General features: G+C 73.5%; 17 protein-coding genes. 9 read left to right on the forward strand and 8 right to left on the reverse strand.

All coding sequences use genetic code 11. From position 1 onward, the window contains the following. The first annotated feature begins 109 nt into the window (after nucleotides 1-109). Nucleotides 110-988, forward strand: a complete 879-nt coding sequence (locus ACIGAQ_RS31755; protein WP_399789421.1) for an NAD(P)-dependent oxidoreductase — start codon at nucleotides 110-112, stop codon at nucleotides 986-988. A 57-nt stretch (nucleotides 989-1,045) separates the two neighbouring features. On the opposite strand, the gene serC is transcribed toward ACIGAQ_RS31755, so the two are convergent. Then, the gene (serC, locus tag ACIGAQ_RS31760) at nucleotides 1,046-2,164 is read right to left on the reverse strand and encodes a phosphoserine transaminase (RefSeq protein WP_311681431.1); all 1,119 of its coding nucleotides are present in this window, start codon (nucleotides 2,162-2,164) and stop codon (nucleotides 1,046-1,048) included. A gap of 176 nt (nucleotides 2,165-2,340) precedes the next feature. Between serC and ACIGAQ_RS31765 the strand changes: the two genes are divergently transcribed. From ACIGAQ_RS31765 to ACIGAQ_RS31775, 3 genes are all read left to right on the forward strand, one after another. Then, nucleotides 2,341-5,244, forward strand: coding sequence for an FAD-binding and (Fe-S)-binding domain-containing protein (locus tag ACIGAQ_RS31765; RefSeq protein ID WP_399789424.1), 2,904 nt, complete (start codon nucleotides 2,341-2,343; stop codon nucleotides 5,242-5,244). Between the two features lie 386 nt (nucleotides 5,245-5,630). After that, nucleotides 5,631-6,767, forward strand: a complete 1,137-nt coding sequence (locus ACIGAQ_RS31770; RefSeq protein ID WP_399789079.1) for a lipid II:glycine glycyltransferase FemX — start codon at nucleotides 5,631-5,633, stop codon at nucleotides 6,765-6,767. A 103-nt stretch (nucleotides 6,768-6,870) separates the two neighbouring features. Continuing rightward, on the forward strand, nucleotides 6,871-7,902 hold the full coding sequence (locus ACIGAQ_RS31775; RefSeq protein WP_399789082.1) for an EamA family transporter: 1,032 nt from the start codon (nucleotides 6,871-6,873) through the stop codon (nucleotides 7,900-7,902). Between the two features lie 109 nt (nucleotides 7,903-8,011). Here ACIGAQ_RS31775 and ACIGAQ_RS31780 read toward each other — a convergent pair whose 3' ends face one another. From ACIGAQ_RS31780 to ACIGAQ_RS31790, 3 genes are read right to left on the reverse strand one after another with little or no spacing between them, the layout of a single operon-like run. After that, on the reverse strand, nucleotides 8,012-8,680 hold the full coding sequence (locus ACIGAQ_RS31780; protein ID WP_399789085.1) for a formylglycine-generating enzyme family protein: 669 nt from the start codon (nucleotides 8,678-8,680) through the stop codon (nucleotides 8,012-8,014). Between the two features lie 57 nt (nucleotides 8,681-8,737). Then, complete coding sequence (locus ACIGAQ_RS31785; protein ID WP_311681427.1) at nucleotides 8,738-9,559, reverse strand: ABC transporter permease; 822 nt, start codon at nucleotides 9,557-9,559, stop codon at nucleotides 8,738-8,740. Continuing rightward, entirely contained in the window at nucleotides 9,556-10,515 is a 960-nt protein-coding gene (locus tag ACIGAQ_RS31790) for an ATP-binding cassette domain-containing protein (protein ID WP_311681426.1), read from the reverse strand. The genes ACIGAQ_RS31785 and ACIGAQ_RS31790 overlap by 4 nt, the downstream gene beginning before the upstream one ends. Before the next feature lie 105 nt (nucleotides 10,516-10,620). Here ACIGAQ_RS31790 and ACIGAQ_RS31795 point away from each other — a divergent pair, with 105 nt between their 5' ends. Then, on the forward strand, nucleotides 10,621-11,433 hold the full coding sequence (locus tag ACIGAQ_RS31795; RefSeq protein WP_399789090.1) for a TetR/AcrR family transcriptional regulator: 813 nt from the start codon (nucleotides 10,621-10,623) through the stop codon (nucleotides 11,431-11,433). Here ACIGAQ_RS31795 and ACIGAQ_RS31800 read toward each other — a convergent pair. Continuing rightward, nucleotides 11,430-12,404, reverse strand: a complete 975-nt coding sequence (locus tag ACIGAQ_RS31800) for a WD40 repeat domain-containing protein (protein WP_399789093.1) — start codon at nucleotides 12,402-12,404, stop codon at nucleotides 11,430-11,432. The genes ACIGAQ_RS31795 and ACIGAQ_RS31800 overlap by 4 nt on opposite strands. A 133-nt stretch (nucleotides 12,405-12,537) precedes the next feature. On the opposite strand from ACIGAQ_RS31800, the gene ACIGAQ_RS31805 reads away from it, so the two are divergent. Further along, nucleotides 12,538-13,212 carry an SGNH/GDSL hydrolase family protein gene (locus ACIGAQ_RS31805; RefSeq protein WP_399789096.1) on the forward strand — a complete coding sequence of 225 codons (675 nt, stop codon included), beginning with the start codon at nucleotides 12,538-12,540 and terminating at the stop codon, nucleotides 13,210-13,212. Here ACIGAQ_RS31805 and ACIGAQ_RS31810 read toward each other — a convergent pair. Continuing rightward, entirely contained in the window at nucleotides 13,200-13,952 is a 753-nt protein-coding gene (locus ACIGAQ_RS31810) for an aminoglycoside adenylyltransferase family protein (RefSeq protein WP_399789099.1), read from the reverse strand. The two genes, ACIGAQ_RS31805 and ACIGAQ_RS31810, sit on opposite strands and share 13 nt — an antisense overlap. Before the next feature lie 110 nt (nucleotides 13,953-14,062). On the opposite strand from ACIGAQ_RS31810, the gene ACIGAQ_RS31815 reads away from it, so the two are divergent. Next, nucleotides 14,063-14,581: a hypothetical protein gene (locus ACIGAQ_RS31815; RefSeq protein ID WP_399789102.1), complete on the forward strand. Its 519-nt coding sequence runs from the start codon at nucleotides 14,063-14,065 to the stop codon at nucleotides 14,579-14,581. Between the two features lie 46 nt (nucleotides 14,582-14,627). Further along, complete coding sequence (locus ACIGAQ_RS31820) at nucleotides 14,628-15,620, forward strand: aldo/keto reductase (protein WP_399789105.1); 993 nt, start codon at nucleotides 14,628-14,630, stop codon at nucleotides 15,618-15,620. A gap of 170 nt (nucleotides 15,621-15,790) precedes the next feature. On the opposite strand, the gene thpR is transcribed toward ACIGAQ_RS31820, so the two are convergent. Next, nucleotides 15,791-16,363, reverse strand: coding sequence for an RNA 2',3'-cyclic phosphodiesterase (gene thpR, locus ACIGAQ_RS31825; protein ID WP_399789108.1), 573 nt, complete (start codon nucleotides 16,361-16,363; stop codon nucleotides 15,791-15,793). A gap of 115 nt (nucleotides 16,364-16,478) precedes the next feature. Between thpR and ACIGAQ_RS31830 the strand changes: the two genes are divergently transcribed. After that, entirely contained in the window at nucleotides 16,479-17,066 is a 588-nt protein-coding gene (locus ACIGAQ_RS31830; RefSeq protein ID WP_399789110.1) for a Uma2 family endonuclease, read from the forward strand. Nucleotides 17,067-17,074: 8 nt separating this feature from the next. Here ACIGAQ_RS31830 and ACIGAQ_RS31835 read toward each other — a convergent pair whose 3' ends face one another. Further along, nucleotides 17,075-18,457 (reverse strand): MFS transporter, encoded by a 1,383-nt coding sequence (locus tag ACIGAQ_RS31835; RefSeq protein ID WP_311681417.1) that lies wholly within the window; start codon nucleotides 18,455-18,457, stop codon nucleotides 17,075-17,077. Nucleotides 18,458-18,466 lie beyond the last annotated feature (9 nt).

Below are 18,466 nucleotides of genomic sequence, written 5' to 3' on the forward strand. Positions count from 1 at the left end.
AGACCGATCGCTCTAGCCACTGTGCTACGTTTCTCTCTGGATAGAGCGTTCGTTTTAGTCGTTCCGGCCGACGTGCGCTCCCGTCGTCGTTTTCCGTGAGCAGAGGGGGATCTCCGTGAGCACTTCCGTGACCGTCATCGGCCTCGGCCCCATGGGCCGCGCCATGGCCGGCGCCTATCTGGACGCCGGCTACCGCGTCACCGTCTTCAACCGCACCGCGAGCCGCGCCGACGAACTGGTGGCCCGGGGCGCGCTGCGGGCCGCCACCGTCGAGGAGGCACTGGCGGCCAACGAGACGGTGGTGCTGAGCCTCACCGACTACGCCGCCATGTACGCCCTGCTGGAGCCCGCCGCCCCGGCGCTGCGCGGCCGTGTCCTGGTCAACCTGAGCTCGGACACCCCGGAGCGGGTCCGCGAGGGAGCCGCCTGGGCCGCGAAGCACGGGGCGTGCCATCTCACCGGCGGGGTGCAGACACCGCCCTCCGGCATCGGCTCGCCGGAGGGCGACACCTTCTACAGCGGTCCCCGGGAGGTCTTCGAGGCCTGCGAGGACGACCTGAAGGTGCTCACCGGCACCGACTACCGGGGCGAGGACCCGGGCCTGGCCGCGCTGTACTACCAGCTCCAGATGGACCTCTTCTGGACCGCCCTGACCGCCTGGCTGCACACCCTGGCCCTGGCGGACGCGAACGGCATCAGCCCCTCGCAGTTCGCCCCGTACGCGGCGCGGACCCTGGGCGGGATGGACCAGTTCCTCGACTTCTACACGCCCCGGATCGAGGCCGGGCGGCACACGGGTGAGGTCGAGCGGATCTCGATGGCCGTGGCGAGCATGGACCACGTCGTGCACACCACCCGCGACTCGGGCGTGGACCCGGCGCTGCCCGCCGCGGTGCTGGAGGCGTTCCGGCGCGGGGCGGCCGCGGGGTACGCGGAGGACAGCCTGACCCGGCTGTTCGAGGTGTTCGGGCGGGGTGCGGCGGCCTGAGCACGACGGAGGGCGCCCCGCGTGTGCGGGGCGCCCTCGGTCACGTTCGCGGGAAGGTCAGAGCTTCTCGATCACGTAGTCGACGCACTTGGTGAGCGCCTCGATGTCCGCCGGGTCGATCGCCGGGAACATCGCGACGCGCAGCTGGTTGCGGCCGAGCTTGCGGTAGGGCTCGGTGTCGACGATGCCGTTGGCGCGCAGCACCTTCGCGACGGCGGCGGCGTCGACCTCGTCCGTGAAGTCGATCGTGCCGATGACCTGCGAGCGCTTGGCCGGGTCGGTGACGAACGGGTTCGCGAACTTCACGTCCTCGGCCCAGCCGTACAGCGTCCGCGCGGACGTGGCCGTGCGGCGCACCGACCAGTCCAGGCCGCCCTGGCCGTTGATCCACTCCAGCTGCTGGTTCAGCAGGAAGAGCGTGGCGAGGGCCGGGGTGTTGTACGTCTGGTTCTTGCGGGAGTTGTCGATCGCCGTGGGCAGCGAGAAGAACTCCGGGACGTGGCGGCCGGAGGCGTGGATCCGCTCGGCGCGCTCGATGGCGGCCGGGGAGAACACGCCGATCCACAGGCCGCCGTCGGAGGCGAAGGACTTCTGCGGGGCGAAGTAGTAGACGTCCGTCTCGCTGATGTCGACGGGCAGGCCGCCGGCGCCGGACGTGGCGTCCACCAGCACCAGGGCGCCCTCGTCGGCGCCGGCCACGCGCTTGATCGGCATGGCGACACCGGTGGAGGTCTCGTTGTGGGTGAACGCGTAGACGTCCACACCGGCCTCGGCGACCGGCTCGGGGTGGGTGCCCGGGTCGGCGGAGATGACGTCCGGCTCGGCCAGCCACGGGGCGAGCTTGGCGGCCTTGGCGAACTTGGAGGAGAACTCGCCGAAGCTCAGGTGCTGCGACTTGTTCTCGATCAGGCCGTGCGTCGCGATGTCCCAGAACGCGGTGGAGCCGCCGTTGCCGAGGACCACCTCGTAGCCGTCGGGGAGCTGGAACAGCTCGCTGATGCCCTCGCGCACCTGGCCGACCAGGTTCTTGACGGGGGCCTGACGGTGGGAGGTGCCCAAGAGAGAGGTGCCGGTGGCGGCGAGGGCGTCCAGCGCCTCCGTCCGCACCTTGGAGGGACCCGCGCCGAAACGTCCGTCCGCGGGCTTGATGTCAGAGGGAATCTGGATCTCAGCCACGGAGGGGAGCGTAGCCGTTCACAGAAACGTGGGCGAAACGTCGTCCGTCGGGTGAGACGGCAGGTGGACGGTGGCGGACCGGGGCGGCCGGAGGCGGGGTCGTCACTGTCCGTGCCCGCGTGCATGCTGGAGCCATGACGGATCTTCCGCACGGCACGGAGCTGACGGCCCGGGATCTGACGGCCCTGGAGGGCGAGTTGCGCGCGGCCGTCCGCGGTGACGTGGGCTTCGGCGCGCTGGACCGGGCCCTGGTCACCATGGACGCCTCCAACTACCGGCGTGTGCCGTGGGGGGTCGTGGCGCCGTGGGACGCCGAGGACGTGGCGGGTGTGCTGGAGGTGTGCCGGGAGCGGGGGGTGCCCGTGGTGGCGCGGGGTGGGGGGACGTCGATCGCCGGGCAGGCGACGGGCACCGGTGTGGTGCTGGACTTCACCCGCCACATGAACCGGCTGGTCGGTCTGGATCCCGAGGCCCGTACGGCCGTCGTGCAGCCGGGGCTGGTGCTCGACCGGCTCCAGGAGGCCGCCGCCCCGCACGGGCTGCGCTTCGGCCCCGACCCGTCCACGCACAGCAGGTGCACGCTCGGCGGCATGATCGGCAACAACTCCTGCGGCTCGCACTCGGTGGCGTGGGGGACGACCGCCGACAGCGTGCGGGAGCTCGCCGTTCTCACCGCACGGGGGGAGCGGCTGCGGCTCGGGCGGGACTGGGCCGGGGCCCCGGACGGCCTGCGGGCGCTGGCCGAGGGCGAACTGGCCCGGCTGCGCACGGGCTTTCCCGACCTGCCCCGCCGCATCTCCGGTTACGCGCTGGACGCCCTGCTGCCCGAGCGGGGCGCCGACGTGGCCCGCTCCTTCTGCGGCAGCGAGGGCACCCTCGGCGTCCTCACCGAGGCGGTCGTACGCCTGGTCGAGGCGCCACGCGCGCGTGCGCTGGCCGTGCTGGCCTACGCCGACGAGAGCGCGGCCGCGGAGGCCGCCGCCGGGCTGCTGCCGTTCGGGCCGCTGACGGTGGAGGGCATGGCGGCGGACCTGGTGCCGTCGGCCGCGGACCTCCCCCGGGGCGGGGCCTGGCTGTTCGTGGAGACCGGCGGGGAGTCGCAGGCGGAGGCACGCGCGCGTGCGGAGGCGATCGTGCGGGCGGCCGACGTCCTGGACGCCCGGGTGGTCACGGACGCGGCGGGGCAGCGCGCGCTGTGGCGGATCCGGGAGGACGCGAGCGGGACGGCGACGCGGATGCCCGACGGGACCGAGGCGTGGCCGGGATGGGAGGACTGCGCGGTGCCGCCCGCCCGGCTCGGCGCGTATCTGCGGGACTTCCGGTCGCTGCTGGCGGCGCACGGGCTGCGCGGCACGCCGTACGGGCACTTCGGGGACGGCTGCATCCACGTCCGTGTCGACTTCGACCTCCTCACCCGGGCCGGCGTCGCCCGCTTCCGCCGTTTCTCGGAGGAGCTGGCGGAGCTCGTGGTGGCGTACGGGGGTTCGCTGTCCGGGGAGCACGGGGACGGGCAGGCGCGGGCGGAGCTGCTGCCGAGGATGTACGGCCCGGAGCTGGTGGGCCTGTTCGAGCGGGCGAAGGCCGTGTGGGACCCGGACGACCTGCTCAACCCCGGCATGCTCGTCCGGCCCGCGCCCCTGGACTCGGGCCTGCGCTTCGCCGTCCTGCCCCGCGAACCGGTCGACGTCGCCTTCGGCTACCCGGCGGACGGCGGCGACTTCACGGCGGCGGTACGGCGCTGCGTGGGGGTCGCCAAGTGCCGTACGGCGTCGGTGTCCGGGCCCGCCGTCATGTGCCCGTCCTTCCGGGCGACCGGCGCCGAGGAGCACTCCACGCGCGGGCGGGCCCGGCTGCTGCACGAGATGCTCGCCGGCGAGGTGGTCACGGACGGCTGGCGCTCCACGGAGGTCCGGGACGCGCTGGACCTGTGCCTGTCCTGCAAGGGCTGCCGGTCGGACTGCCCGGTCGGGGTCGACATGGCCACCTACAAGGCGGAGTTCCTGCACCACCACTACGCCGGGCGGCGCCGGCCCGCCGCGCACCACGCGATGGGACGGCTGCCGGTGTGGCTGCGCGCGGTGGCGGTCACGCGCACGGCGCCGCTGGTGAACGCACTCGCCGGGACACGCCCCCTCGCCGCGCTCGCGAAGCGGCTGGGCGGGATCGCACCCGAACGGGAGCTTCCGCGGGTGGCGCGGCGGACGTTCAGCCGGTGGTGGGAGCGGCGGCGCGGTGCGGCGAGGGGCCGGGACGGGGCCGGGGACCTGATCGTCCTGTGGCCCGACACGTTCACCGAGCACCTCTCCCCGTCCGTGGGGCGGGCCGCCGTGCGGGTGCTGGAGGCGGCCGGGCTGCGGGTGGCGCTGCCGCCCACCGTGCACCTGCGGAAACCGCCGGTGGGCGACGGCAGGGCGGTCGCCCTCGACCCCCTGTCGCTGGTGCGCGGGCGGGGCCGGGTCTGCTGCGGGCTGACGTACGTCTCGACCGGGCAGCTCGACCGCGCCCGGGCGGTCCTGCGCCGCACGCTCGATCTGATGGAACCGGTGCTGGAGACCGACGCGCCGGTCGTGGTGCTGGAGCCGAGCTGCGCGGCGGCCCTGCGCACGGACGCCCCCGAGCTGCTGCACGACGACCCGCGGGCCGCCCGTCTCGCCGCGAAGGTGCTGACGTTCGCGGAGGTCCTGGAGCGGCACGCTCCCGGCTGGACGCCGCCGCGCGTGGACCGCCCGGTGGCCGGTCAGACCCACTGCCACCAGCACGCGGTGCTCGGCGACGCGGCCGACCGCCGGCTGCGCGCGGCCGCCTCGCTCTCCGGCGAGCTGAGCGGCGGCTGCTGCGGCCTGGCGGGCAACTTCGGCTTCGAGAAGGGCCATTACGAGGTGTCCGTCGCGTGTGCGGAGGACCAGCTGCTGCCCTCCGTGCGGGACGCCCCGGACGGCACGGTGGTCCTGGCGGACGGCTTCTCCTGCCGCACGCAGCTGGAGCAGCTGGCGGGGGTGCGCGGACGGCACCTGGCGGAGGTACTGGAGGAGGCACTGGACGCCTCACCGCCCGCCGACGACACGGCCGACACCACGTGAGGCGCCGGACGGCTCGCCTCCGCCGGTGAACCCACGACAGGCGCCCGGACGCCGCGCTGCTCCCGACGACTCCGAGAGACCCCCGGACGACTCGCCTCCCCCGACGACCCCACCAGAGACCCCCGGACGACTCGCCTCCCCCGGCGAGCCCGCTTGAGGTGCCGCACGCCTCGCCGCCCGCCGACGACACGGCCGGGAGCCCGCTTGAGGCGTTGGCCGGCTCGTCCCCCGGCGGCCGTCCCGCGTGAGGCGTTCGGGCCACGTGGCGGGGCGATCCGAGTGTCTGGGGCCGGGGAGCGGCGGGGCCGCTCCTAGGCTCGCGGCACCACTCACCGCCCGCCGAGGGCCCCCGCCCGCCGAGGGCCGCTGCTCGAAGGAGCCCGCGCATGAGCGTCCGCGTCCAGCCGATCACCCGCGACGAGCACCTGGCGTTCGTCGCGGCCCGCCCCTCCGCCAGCCACACCCAGGTCCCGTCCTGGGGCGCGGTGAAGCCCGACTGGGAGGCGGAGAGCCTCGGCTGGTTCGACCGGACCGGGCAGCTCGTCGGCGCGGGCCTGGTGCTGCTGCGCCCGCTGCCGGGGCCCCGGCTGCCCGGGCTGCGGCGGTACCTGGCGTATCTGCCCGAGGGCCCGCTGATCGACTGGCACGAGCCGGGCCTGGAAGACCTCCTGGAGCCGATGGTCGCCCACCTGCGGCGGCGGGGCGCCTTCGCCGTGCGGATGGGCCCGCCGGTCGTGGTGCGCCGCTGGAGCGCCGAGACGGTGAAGGCGGCGATCGCGGACCCGGCCGCCCGCCGGCTGCGCGACGTGCGGGCGACGTCGTACGACCCGCGGGCCGGGCAGGTCGCGGACGGCCTGCGCCGGACGGGCTGGCGGCTGAGCGAGGCCGGCGGCGACTCCGGCTTCGCCGCGGGACAGCCCCGGTACGTCTTCCAGGTGCCGTTGGCGGGCCGCTCGCTGGAGGAGATCCACGACGGCCTCAACCAGCAGTGGCGGCGCAACATCAAGAAGGCGGAGAAGGCCGGGGTGAAGGTCGTGCGCGGCGACGCGGAGGACCTGCCGGCCTTCCACGAGCTGTACACCGAGACCGCCGAGCGCGACGGCTTCCTGCCGCGCCCCCTCTCCTACTTCCAGGGCATGTGGAGCGCGCTGACCGCCGAGCACCCGGACCGGATGCGGCTCTACCTCGCCCACCACGACGGCGAGGTGCTCGCCGCCGCGACGATGCTCACCGTCGGCGAGCACGTCTGGTACTCCTACGGCGCCTCCACCGGCCGCCGGCGCGAGGTCCAGCCGAGCAGCGCCGTGCAGTGGCGGATGCTGAGCGACGCGCACGAACTCGGCGCCGCCGTCTACGACCTGCGAGGCATCACCGACACCCTGGAGGAGTCCAGCCCGCTGCTGGGCCTGCTCCGCTTCAAGGTGGGCACCGGCGGCGAGGCCGTCGAGTACCTCGGCGAGTGGGACTACCCGCTCAACCGGCTGCTGTACAGGGCGTTCGAGTTCTATCTGTCCCGCCGCTGAGGCGGCAGCGGGCACCGGCCGGCGTCTCACGGCGCGAGACAGAGGCAAAAGGGCTTCACGCACCTGACGGAGTCCATTACCCTGGACTGTGAAGTACATCGGGATGTACGCAACGTGCCGACCGGTGTACGGACCGCCCGCATCCGCGCCGACGAGCCCAGGACCGCTTGTGACCACCCGCGACAGCGTCAGCACGCCTCAGCCCGCGACCACCGCGTCGCCCGCGTCCGGCCCCGCCTCCGGCCCGGGCAGGCTGGGCTCCCTCGGCCCCGTGGGTCTCGTCCTGGCCGGCGGGATCTCGGTGCAGTTCGGCGGCGCCCTGGCGGTGACGCTGATGCCGCGGGCGGGCGCTCTCGGAGTGGTGGCGCTGCGGCTGCTCGTCGCGGCGGTCGTGCTGCTGCTGGTCTGCCGTCCCCGGCTGCGCGGCCACTCGCGCGCCGACTGGGGCACGGTCGTCGTCTTCGGCATCACCATGGCCGCGATGAACGGCCTCTTCTACCAGGCCGTCGCCCGGATCCCGCTGGGCCCCGCGGTCACCCTGGAGGTGCTGGGACCGCTCGCCCTGTCGGTGCTGGCGTCCCGGCGGGCGATCAACGTCGTCTGGGCGGCCCTCGCCCTCGCCGGTGTCTTCCTCCTCGGCGGCGGAGGCTTCAGCGGACTCGACCCCACGGGAGCGGCCTTCGCCCTGGGCGCCGGCGCCATGTGGGCGGCGTACATCGTCTTCAGCGCCCGTACGGGCCGCCGCTTCCCGCAGGCGGACGGGCTGGCCCTGGCCATGGCGGTGGGCGCGGTGCTGTTCCTGCCGCTGGGCATCGCCGAGTCGGGCACGAAGCTCCTCGACCCGGTCACCCTGGGCCTGGGCGCGGCGGTCGCCCTGCTCTCCTCGGTCCTGCCCTACACGCTCGAACTGCTCGCCCTGCGCCGTCTGCCCGCCTCCACCTTCGCGATCCTGATGAGCCTGGAACCGGCCCTCGCGGCCACGGCCGGCTTCCTGATCCTCGACCAGTCCCTCACGGCACCGGAGGCCGCGGCGATCGCGCTGGTCATCGCGGCGAGCATGGGCGCGGTGCGGACGCAGGTGGGCCGGGGCCGCGGCAAGACGGCGGCACTGGAGGGCACGGGCCTGGAAGGCTAGGCCGCAGCACCGACCGACGCGGACCGCACCACCCCCCGGGCACGCACCGCACCACCCACCGCGTACCCACCGCACCGGCCCTTACGGCACCGTCCGAGCGCACCGGCCCCTACGACACCGTCCGGGCCAGACGGAACCCCACGTCGTCGATCCGGAACGTCGGATGGCTCCGGCGCCGGACCGAGGCCCGGCAGCTCCAGTGCTCGTCGGACCAGCCGCCGCCGCGCAGTACCCGGTAGGTGCCGTAGACCTCGGGGTCGTAGAGGTCCCAGCACCAGTCCCAGACGTTGCCGAGCATGTCGTACAGGCCCCAGGCGTTGGGCTGTTTGCCGCCCACGGGGTGGATCCTGTCGCCCGCGTTCCCCCGGTACCAGGCGATGTCGTCGAGGGGACCGTAGCGCGGGCCGGTGCCGCCGGCGCGGCAGGCGTGCTCCCACTCGGCCTCGGTCGGCAGGCGGTAGCCGTCGGCGCCGGCGTCCCGGTCGACCGCCTCACCGCCCTCGCGGACGCGGTACGCGGGGGTCAGTCCGTCGCGCAGGGACGAGGCGTTGCAGAAGCGGACCGCGTCCCACCAGGACACGCCCTCCACGGGCAGCCGCGCTCCCCGGGCCGCGCTCGGCCGGTGACCGGTGACCTCGGCGTACTCCTCCTGGGTGACGGGGAACACCGACAGCCGGAACGCCGCGACCTCCACGTCCCAGCTGCGCCCGGTCCGCCGGTCCGACAGCGTCACCCGCCCGGCCGGGACGGTGACCATGCCGCTCTGGAAGTCCCCCATGACCGGCCACCCTACGGCGGGGGCGCCCGGCCACGACCGGGCGCCCCCGCCGCTCCCCTACCGGCTGAGCTTGCGGAACCGCCGTACCGCCAGGGGCAGGAAGACCGCCGTCAGGATCACCGGCCACACCCCGGCCATCAGCAGCGCGTGCTGTTCCACCCAGGAGTCGCCGCCCCCGCCGGGCGTGCCGAACAGGTCGCGGGTGGCCGCCGCCGTGGACGAGATCGGGTTCCAGGCCGCGATCCAGCCCAGCCAGTCGGGCATCAGCTGCGGCGCGACGAAGATGCTGGAGATCATCGTCAGCGGGAAGGCGACCGCGAACAGTCCGCCCGCCGCCTCCGGGTTGGGCACCAGCAGGCCGAGCCACACGCCGATCCAGATCAGCGCGAACCGCAGCCACAGCAGCAGGCCGAACGCGGCGAGGAAGCCGAGACCGCCGTCCGGGCGCCAGCCCATGGCGAGGGCGGTGAGCATCATGATGGCCAGCTCCGCGCAGGCCACGATGAGGTCGGTGACCCCGCGTCCGGCCACCACGGCGGAGGAGGCCATCGGCATGGAGCGGAAGCGGTCGATGACGCCCTTGGTGGAGTCGTAGACCACGACGGTGGCCGTGTTGATGAAGCCGAACGCCATGGTCATCACGAACATGCCCGGCATCAGGAAGTCCTTGTAGTCCCCGCCGCCCGGCACCGTCATCGCGCTGCCGAAGACATAGCCGTAGAGCAGCACGGACAGGATCGGGAAGCCCAGCTGCCAGGCGATGTTGACCGGCTGGCGCTGGTAGTGGGTCAGGCCGCGGCGGACGATGTTCCAGCAGTCGGCGAGCGCCCAGTACGTGCCGCCCCGCGCGCTGGTGGTGCTCAGGTCGACGGCGCTCATGCCGCGGCCTCCTTCTCGGTCCGGTGTCCGGTCAGGCGCAGGAAGACGTCGTCGAGGCTCGGCCTGCGCAGTCCGATGTCCTCCACGCGGACGCCCTCGTCCTGGAGGGTCCGCGCCACCTCCGTGAGGGCCGCGACCCGGTCGGCGACCGGGGCGTGCACCCGCAACTCCACCTCGTCGGCCTCCGGTTCGCCGTCGGTGACCCGGGCGACGACCTTCACCACCCGCGGGATCTCGGACCGCTCGGCGACCACGACCTCGATCCGGTCGCCGCCGACCAGGCCCTTCAGCCCGTCCGGGGTGTCGTCCGCGATGGCCCGGCCCTGGTCGATGACGGTGATGCGCGAGGCCAGTTTGTCGGCCTCCTCCAGGTACTGCGTGGTCAGCAGCACCGTCGTGCCGCTCGCCACCAGCGCCCGGACCGAGTCCCAGACCTCCCCGCGGCTGCGCGGGTCCAGGCCGGTCGTCGGCTCGTCGAGGAAGAGCACGGCCGGGGCCAGGATCATCGACGCGGCGAGGTCGAGGCGGCGCCGCATGCCGCCGCTGTACTTGCCGACACCCCGGTCGGCGGCGTCGGTCAGGTCGAACTGCTCCAGCAGCTCGGCCGCCCGGAGCCTGGCGCGCTTGCCGCCCAGGTGGAACAGGCGGCCGAACATCTCCAGGTTCTGCCGGCCGGTGAGCACCTCGTCGACCGCCGCGTACTGGCCGGTGAGCCCGATCCTGGCCCGCACCTCGCGCGGCTGCCGGGCCACGTCGAGCCCGGCGACCGTCGCCCGGCCCCCGTCCAGCCGGATCAGCGTGGACAGGATGCGCACGGCGGTGGTCTTGCCCGCGCCGTTCGGCCCGAGCAGGCCGTGCACCGTGCCCTCGCGGACCTCCAGGTCGAAGCCGTCGAGGGCGCGCTTCTCGCCGTACCGCTTCTCCAGCGCCTCGGCGCGCACCGCATGTCCGTCCATGTCGTCCTCCCGTTGCTCGTGCCGCGTCGGCACTGAACTGGGTACAGCGTACCCGATTAGGCGTACGTTGTACCCAGTTTTCTCGCGGGGCCCTAAGCTGGGCTCATGACGAGCGGCGCACAGGGCAGTGGCGGTACGGAGACCAGCGGCAGCGGCGACATCGCCCGCACCCTGGAGCTGCTGTGGGACACCGGCCGGCGCCCGAGCCGCGGGCCCAAGCCGACGCTGTCCCTGGACCGGATCGTGGAAGCGGCCGTCCAGGTGGCGGACGCCGAGGGCCTCGAAGGGCTCTCCATGCGCCGCGTCGCGGCCGAGCTGGGCACCGGCACCATGTCGCTGTACCGGTACGTCCCCGGCAAGGGCGAGCTGCTCGACCTCATGCTGGACCGGGTCCAGCGCCCCTCGGAGAACCCGGCCGACCTGGGCGACGGCGGCTGGCGCGCGGCCCTGGAGGCACTGGCCCGGGCGACCCTCGCCCTCTACCGCCGCCACCCCTGGCTGCTCCACGTCAACCAGTCCCGCCCGATCCTCGGGCCCAGCGCCCTCGACGGCATGGAAAAGGTCCTCACCCGGATCCGCCCCATGGGGCTCAGCGACCCCGAGCTGGTCTCCGCGATCATCATGATCGACGGGTACGTCGTCGGGGCCGCGCGCACGCAGCTGTACCAGCTGGAGGCGGAGCGCCGGACGGGCCTGACGGACGCCGAGTTCTGGCAGGCGCAGGTGCCGGTCCTGGAGAAGGCCATGGCGTCCGGCCGCTACCCGGTCATGGCGTCCCTGTCCGAGGACACCTTCGGACCGGACTTCGACCACTTCGAGTTCGGTCTCCAGCGCATCCTGGACGGCCTGGAGGTGCTGGTCGAGCGGCGCCGCCGGTCCCCGGAGCCGGCAGAGGACCGCGCGCAGAACGGGAGTTAGGCCCGGCGCCTCAGCCTGCGCAGGCCGAACACGACGACCAGGGCGGCGGCAGCGGCGATCGCCCCGGTCTTCAGGTCGCCGCTCAGTCCCTCGCCCCCGGCGCCCTCCGCCGAGGAGGACGAACCGCCCTTGGCCGGGGCCGAGTCGGAGCCCCCGGGTGCGTCCTGCGGCTCCACCGGGCTGTCCGCTCCCTCCGCGCCGAACATGAGCTTCGTCCCGTCGGCGGTGTAGGTGACGGACTCCCCCTGCCCCAGGAACGGCACGCCGAGCCGCTCCTTGCGCTTGAGCTTCCCGCCGTTCCAGTCGTAGGCGATCGCCCCGAAGTAGCTGCGGACGACGAGGTGTTCGCCGTCGGGCGAGAGCGTCGCGTCGGTGGCCTCCAGATCGGGGACGGCCGCCACGGGCCGGAACACGTTGGTGCCGCCCGGGGCGAGGCCGGCCGGGCCCTCGTACAGGTGCCCGCCCTTCTCGTTCTTGTCGACGATGTAGACGCGGCCGGTCTTCGGGTGCACGACGAGCGACTCGGCGTCCCGCGCGCCGTCGGAGTACTTCACGACGTACTGGGTGGCCCGGATCTTCTGGTCGCGCAGGTTCTTCGGCTCGGGCAGCCGGTAGATCCACACGTGCGGCCAGGTGCCGCCGAGGTTGTCGCCGATGTCGCCGACCCAGATCTCGTTGTCCGGCCCGATGGAGACGGCCTCGACGTCCCGCGGGCTGCCCACGCCGGTCATGGTGATCGTCGCGACCGTCTCGCCCGTTCTGCTGTCGACGGCGTAGAGGTAGGCCCCGTCGTCACTGTCGTTGTGCGTCCAGTAGATCCCCGGGTGCTGGCGCGAGGCGGCCAGGCCGCTGGACTCGGTGATGCGCGGATCCCTGATCGTGAACTCCCCGTCCCCGTCGGCGGCGGTGGCGGGCACGGCGAGGGCGCCCGTGAGGAGGGCCGCCGCGAGAAGGGTGAAGGGTGCGCGCATGCCCCAAGCGTGCCATCCCGCCGGGCGGTTCATCAGGCGCTTCCCCGGGAGCCGGCCTCCCGCACCGGGACCGGGCAGGACGCGTGGCCCGACTCACATCCCGTCCGGCGCGCTGATCGTCCATGATGAGCGGATGCTCAGGTTCATGCCCGTCGGTGACTCCATGACGATCGGAAGCGCGGGCGAACACACGTGGCGCTACCGGCTGTGGCAGCACCTGCGCCGTTCCCACGGCGGCCCCTTCACCCTGGTCGGCCCCCGCGAGACGCTCTACGACAAGGTCGCCGAGGCCCCGACGTCGTACGCCTACGCCCGACCGGACTTCCCCCGGGCGCACCTGGCCGGCTGGGGCGAGGGCTGGCAGCACATGGCGCCGCTGATCGGCGACGCCGTGCGCTCGTGCCGCGCGGACGTCCTGCTGGTCTCCCTGGGCCTGATCGACCTGGGCTTCTACACGAACGCGGAGCAGACCGCCGAGAACGTCCGGGCCTTCACGGCCGAGGCGCGCGCGGCGAACCGGCGGGTGCGGATGGTGTGGCTGCCGGTCACGCCGAACGTCCGGGCCCGTACGGACACGGCCTTCGCCGCCGAGGTCGCCCGCTTCAACGAGCTGCTCGCCAAGACGGCCGCGGACCTCGCCGAACCGGCCTCCCCGATCCTCCTGGCCTCGGCCCCGCCCGCCTACGACGTCTCCGCCGACACCTACGACGGAACCCACCCCAACGCGAGCGGCGAGCACAAGATCGCGGCGGCCTTCGCCGAGGCGATGCACCAGGGCTGGGACCTGGGCGCGCCCTACACGCCCTGACGCTCCCGGATCATCCGGGCCAGGTATCGCGCGCAGGCCGCGACGTCCAGGCCGTCCCACCGCTCCTCCTCGTGGCCGAGGTAGACGGCCCGGGCGCGGGCGAGGGCCGGGCGGTGCGCGCGGGGCAGCCGGCCGACGGCCCACTCGGCGGCGGCGTCCTTGGACCGGACGGCTCCGGTGGCGAGGGTGTGCCACCCGCGGGCCAGGGTGAGCAGGACGTTGCGCGTGTCCGTCGCCAGCTCGCCCATCAGCTCCGGCACCCCGGCGACGATCGCCCGCCGCAGGTCGGCCTCCGGCACGGGATCGAGCAGCTCGGCGGGCCGGGGCCCGTACAGCGGGGCGTCGGCGAGCAGCACCATCGTCAGGACCGTGGCGAGATCGGGGCTGGGCCCGCGCCCGGGCGTCACCCCCCGCTCGAAGTCCTCCCGCAGCCATTCCCCGTACAGGAAGTCGCAGACGGGCGGGTACCGCCAGGGCCGTACGTCGCCCTGCACGACGAGGGTGAGCTCGACCGGCCGCAGTCCGTCCCCGACGCCGGACACCTTCAGCAACTCCTCGACCAGCACCCGGCGCCGGTCGTGGGTCGCCGGCTCGCGCAGCACGGCCAGCACGTCCACGTCACTGTGCGGGCGCAGACCGCCGAGGGTGGCGGAGCCGTGCAGGCAGACGCCGAGGAGGGAGTCCCCGAGGGTGCTCCTCAGCAGCCGGACCAAGTGCCCGGTGCCGGGCCGTCGCGGCATCACGTCCCGCTCCTCTCGTCGTCCGGTACGCACGGCCGGGAATCACCCCCACGTGGGGTTTGCACACCGCCCCGCTCACCTCCCTTCCCTCCCCGCCCTACCGTCCCCCCATGGCGACACACCCGACCGCCGGGGAACCGGACCGGTGCGCGGCCGGGCGGTCGGACCGGTCCGCTCCCGACGCCGTCACGCGTCTGGCCTCGTGGAACCGGGCCCGCCTGGAGGCCGAGGGCCTCCTGCTGAACCCACCGCCCCGGGGCGGACCGCTCATCGGCCCGGCCCACCGCTCCCCCGCCGGCGAGGACCTCCTGCGTGAGGCGAGGGACCTCCTGCGCGCGCTGCTCTGCGACGAGCGGCGGGCGGCGTCCGGTCCCCACCGCGTCACCACCCTCACGCTCACGCTGCCCCGCGACAAGGCCCACGCCCTCGCCTTCCTGCTGCGCGCCGCCACCGAGATCGGCACCGTCGGCACCGCCGCGCACCTGCTCTTGCGCATCGAGTACGCCGAGCCGGCCGACGCACCGGCGGACCGCGCCCTCACCGCCTGCCTGCGGCTGGTGAACGACCTGGAGGTCAACGAGCGGGAGCTGTACGGCCGTGAGAACGGGCCGGACGACCCGCCCGCCTAGGCCGGCGCTTGCTTGGAGCGCACTTCAAGACGTTGGCTTGGTCGGCATGAAGTACACGCAGCTCGGACGCACGGGACTCAAGGTCAGCCGGCTCGTCCTCGGCACCATGAACTTCGGCCCGCAGACCGACGAGGCCGACAGCCACACCATCATGGACGCGGCGCTGGACGCGGGCATCAACTTCTTCGACACCGCCAACGTGTACGGCTGGGGCGAGAACAAGGGCCGTACCGAAAGCATCATCGGCACGTGGTTCGCCAAGGGCGAGGGCCGGCGCGACAAGGTCGTCCTCGCCACGAAGGTCTACGGCAACATGGGCGCCGACGGCCCCGCCTGGCCGAACCACGACAAGCTCTCCGCCGTCAACATCCGCCGGGCCGTCGACGCCAGCCTCAAGCGGCTGCAGACCGACCACATCGACGTCTACCAGTTCCACCACATCGACCGGGACACCCCCTTCGAGGAGATCTGGCAGGCGATCGACGTCCTCATCCAGCAGGGCAAGATCCTCTACGTCGGGTCGTCGAACTTCCCCGGCTACAAGATCGCCCAGGCCAACGAGATCGCCGCCCGGCGCGGCGGGACCATCGGGCTGGTCAGCGAGCAGTGCCTGTACAACCTCGCCGAGCGTCGCGCCGAGATGGAGGTCATCCCGGCCGCGCAGGACTACGGGCTCGGGGTCATCCCGTGGTCGCCGCTGCACGGCGGTCTGCTGGGCGGCGTGCTGAAGAAGGAGGTCCAGGGCGGGCGCCGCGCCTCGGGCCGCGCGGCCGACGCGCTCGCCGACCCGGCCACCCGGGCGCGGATCCAGTCCTACGAGGACCTGCTCGACAAGCACGGCGTCGAGCCCGGCGAGGCCGCCCTGGCCTGGCTGCTCACGCGCCCCGGCGTGACCGGCCCGATCGTCGGCCCGCGCACGGCCGAGCAGCTCGCCTCCGCGGTCCGCGCGGCCGAGCTGGAGCTGTCCGAGGAGCTCCTGACCGGCCTGGACGAGATCTTCCCGGGCCCGGGCCCGAGCCCGGAGGCCTTCGCCTGGTAGTCGCCCCTTCGGGGGCGCGGGGCCGGTCCGTCGTGCGGCTCCGCCGTGCGGGCGCGACCGGCCCCGTCGCCTACCGGCCCAGCACGGAAGCCAGGGCGACGACGAGGAACATCAGCACGAGCACACCGGCCATGATCCGGTTGCGGGTTTTCGGGTCCACGGCACCGAGCCTAACCGGCACTCCCGAGCGCCCAGCGTCCGACCGCCTCGTACCGGGGCTGCTCCCCCGGCACACCGGACGTCGGCAGGTTGCTCCGCACCAGGACCAGCTCGTCGACGGTCCAGGTCCGGCCGGTGAACCCCGCGAGCGCGTCCAGGTACGGCCGTGTGTCCCGCGCCTCCCGGCTGCGTGCCACGGTCAGGTGGGCCTTGTACCGCCGGTGCTCCCCCATCGGCACCCCCGCCTTGCGCGCCGCGGCCTCCGCCCGCTCGGCGAGCAGCCGCAGCGTCGCCAGGTCGCCCTCGGCCCCGGCCCACAGCGCCCTGCCGTGCCCGAACTGCCCGCCGCCCCGCACGGCCAGCGGAAAGGGGGCGGTCCGGTGCGCGGCCCGCTCCAGCCGGGCCGACAGCTCCGGCACGAGCGCGTCGCCGACCTCGCCGTAGAAGGCGAGCGTGAAGTGCCATCCGGGCCGTCCGGTCCACCGCATCCCGCCGGCCCCGGGCAGCCCGCGCAGTTCGTCGACCACGGCCCCGAGCTCACGGCACACCTCGTCGGGGGGCAGCACGGCGGCGAAGAGTCTCATCCGCCCAGTCTGCCCGCCCCCGCCCCGCGGGTCCGGGCGTGCCCTGGTCGCCGTGCGTATCGTTGGACTGCGCGGCCGGATCCATCGTCGGGTGCGGCCGGGGAGGAGCGCCACGATGACCGTCCTTGACGACAGGATCGAGATGGCCGACAACAGCGGCGAACTCACCCTCGACGAGATGTTCGAGTGGGTGGAGACGATGCCCGTCCCCGAGGGTTACAAGGTCGAAATCGTCGGGGGGAACATCTTCATGGCGCCTCAGCGGGACACCCACTGGGACATCATCCTGGACATCGTCGAGCAGCTGCGCGCCAAGTACCCGCGCAAGCGCCTGAAGTCCGACGTCCGTGTCGACTACCCGGGCCACCTCAACGGCTTCGCCTCGGACGTGACCCTGATGGCGGAGGACGCGGCCACGAACGACAAGGGGCTGTGGCGCTACGAGGACGTCGAGTTCGTCGCCGAAGTGATCTCCAGGAAGACCGGGGCGAACGACTACGGCCCCAAGAAGGAGGCTTACGCCGCGGCCGGCGTGCCGGTGTACCTGATCGTGGATCCGTACACCGGCCGCTGGCATCTGCACACCAAGCCCAAGGACGGTGAGTACCGGGGCGAGCTGAGCCTGGACTTCGGAGACGAGATCGACCTGACCGGCACCGTGGTCGGCCTCGTCCTGAACACCGGCGAGTTCCCCCGGGACTGACGGCCCCGCTACGCCGCCGGTGCCAGTTCCTCCGTCCGTTCGCGGGGGACGAAGCGCACCCGGGGGTGCCCGCGGTGCCAGCCGACCGACAGGCGGAGATTGCCGACGCGGGCCAGGATGAGGCCGATCGCGGCCGCGGCCGCCACCGCCACCGCGCCGCCCGCCGCGAGGCCGACGCGCGCGCCGTAGGTGTCGGTGACCCAGCCGACGATCGGGGCGCCGACCGGGGAGCCGCCGAGGAAGACCATCATGTAGAGGGCCATGACACGGCCGCGCATGGCCGGGTCGGTGGACATCTGGATGCTGGTGTTCGTCGTGACGTTGACGGTCATGCCGAACAGGCCGAGCGGGATCATGAGCAGGGCGAACATCCACAGGGTGGGGGTCGTCGCGGCCAGGATCTCCAGGGCGCCGAAGGCCATCGCCGCCACGATGAGCAGCCGCAGCCGGGCCGTGCCCCGCCGGGCGGCGAGCAGCGCGCCCGCGACCGAGCCGACCGCCATGAGCGTGTTGAACAGGGAGTAGGCGCCGGCGCCCGCGTGGAAGACGTCGTCCGCGAAGGCCGAGAGGTAGACGGGGAAGTTGAAGGCGAACGTGCCGACGAAGCCGACCAGGACGATCGGCCAGATCAGCTCCGGCCGGCCGGTGACGTAGCGGACGCCCTCGCGCAGCTGCCCCTTGCCCCGCGGGGCGCGCTCGACGGCGTGCAGCTCGCGGGCGCGCATCAGCAGCAGCCCGGTGAGCGGCGCGATGAAGGACAGGCCGTTGAAGAGGAAGGCGTAGCCGGTGCCGACGCCGGTGATCAGCAGGCCCGCGACGGCGGGGCCGACCAGGCGGGCCGACTGGAAGTTCGCCGAGTTCAGGCTGACGGCGTTCTGCAACTGGCCCGGGCCGACCAGTTCGGAGACGAAGGACTGGCGGGCCGGGTTGTCGACGACGGTGGCGAGACCGACCGCGAAGGCGGCGACGTACACGTGCCACACCTGGACGTGCCCGGTGAGCGTGAGGACGGCCAGGGCGATCGCCGTGAGCGCCATCGCCGACTGCGTCACGAGCAGCGTGGGCCGCTTGCGCAGCCGGTCGACGAGGACACCGCCGTAGAGGCCGAACAGGAGCATCGGCAGGAACTGCAGGGCGGTCGTTATGCCGACGGCGGCGGAGGAGCCGGTGAGGCTGAGCACCAGCCAGTCCTGGGCGATGCGCTGCATCCACGTGCCGATGTTGGAGACGACCTGCCCCATGAAGAACAGGCGGTAGTTCCGCACCTTCAGGGAGGAGAACATCGAGGACTTGCGGACGGCGCGGTCGCCGGAGGCGGGTGTCGCGGGGGCGGGCGGGGAGTCGTGGGGTTCAGGTGCGGGGGCGGAAGCTGTTCCGGGTCCCGAACTCAAAGGGTTCGC

Source organism: Streptomyces sp. NPDC085932, from assembly GCF_044540525.1.
GTDB lineage: Bacteria > Actinomycetota > Actinomycetes > Streptomycetales > Streptomycetaceae > Streptomyces > Streptomyces levis.

What these genes read in the sequence shown, in the direction of transcription:
- ACIGAQ_RS31815 (WP_399789102.1), top strand. Translation starts at nt 14,063, where the DNA reads ATGGCGACACACCCGACCGCCGGGGAACCGGACCGGTGCGCGGCCGGG.
- ACIGAQ_RS31770 (WP_399789079.1), top strand. Translation starts at nt 5,631, where the DNA reads ATGAGCGTCCGCGTCCAGCCGATCACCCGCGACGAGCACCTGGCGTTC.
- ACIGAQ_RS31800 (WP_399789093.1), bottom strand. Translation starts at nt 12,404, where the DNA reads ATGCGCGCACCCTTCACCCTTCTCGCGGCGGCCCTCCTCACGGGCGCC.
- ACIGAQ_RS31810 (WP_399789099.1), bottom strand. Translation starts at nt 13,952, where the DNA reads ATGCCGCGACGGCCCGGCACCGGGCACTTGGTCCGGCTGCTGAGGAGC.
- ACIGAQ_RS31775 (WP_399789082.1), top strand. Translation starts at nt 6,871, where the DNA reads ATGTACGCAACGTGCCGACCGGTGTACGGACCGCCCGCATCCGCGCCG.
- ACIGAQ_RS31780 (WP_399789085.1), bottom strand. Translation starts at nt 8,680, where the DNA reads ATGGGGGACTTCCAGAGCGGCATGGTCACCGTCCCGGCCGGGCGGGTG.
- thpR (WP_399789108.1), bottom strand. Translation starts at nt 16,363, where the DNA reads ATGAGACTCTTCGCCGCCGTGCTGCCCCCCGACGAGGTGTGCCGTGAG.
- ACIGAQ_RS31785 (WP_311681427.1), bottom strand. Translation starts at nt 9,559, where the DNA reads ATGAGCGCCGTCGACCTGAGCACCACCAGCGCGCGGGGCGGCACGTAC.
- ACIGAQ_RS31790 (WP_311681426.1), bottom strand. Translation starts at nt 10,515, where the DNA reads ATGGACGGACATGCGGTGCGCGCCGAGGCGCTGGAGAAGCGGTACGGC.
- ACIGAQ_RS31805 (WP_399789096.1), top strand. Translation starts at nt 12,538, where the DNA reads ATGCTCAGGTTCATGCCCGTCGGTGACTCCATGACGATCGGAAGCGCG.
- ACIGAQ_RS31830 (WP_399789110.1), top strand. Translation starts at nt 16,479, where the DNA reads ATGACCGTCCTTGACGACAGGATCGAGATGGCCGACAACAGCGGCGAA.
- ACIGAQ_RS31820 (WP_399789105.1), top strand. Translation starts at nt 14,628, where the DNA reads ATGAAGTACACGCAGCTCGGACGCACGGGACTCAAGGTCAGCCGGCTC.
- ACIGAQ_RS31795 (WP_399789090.1), top strand. Translation starts at nt 10,621, where the DNA reads ATGACGAGCGGCGCACAGGGCAGTGGCGGTACGGAGACCAGCGGCAGC.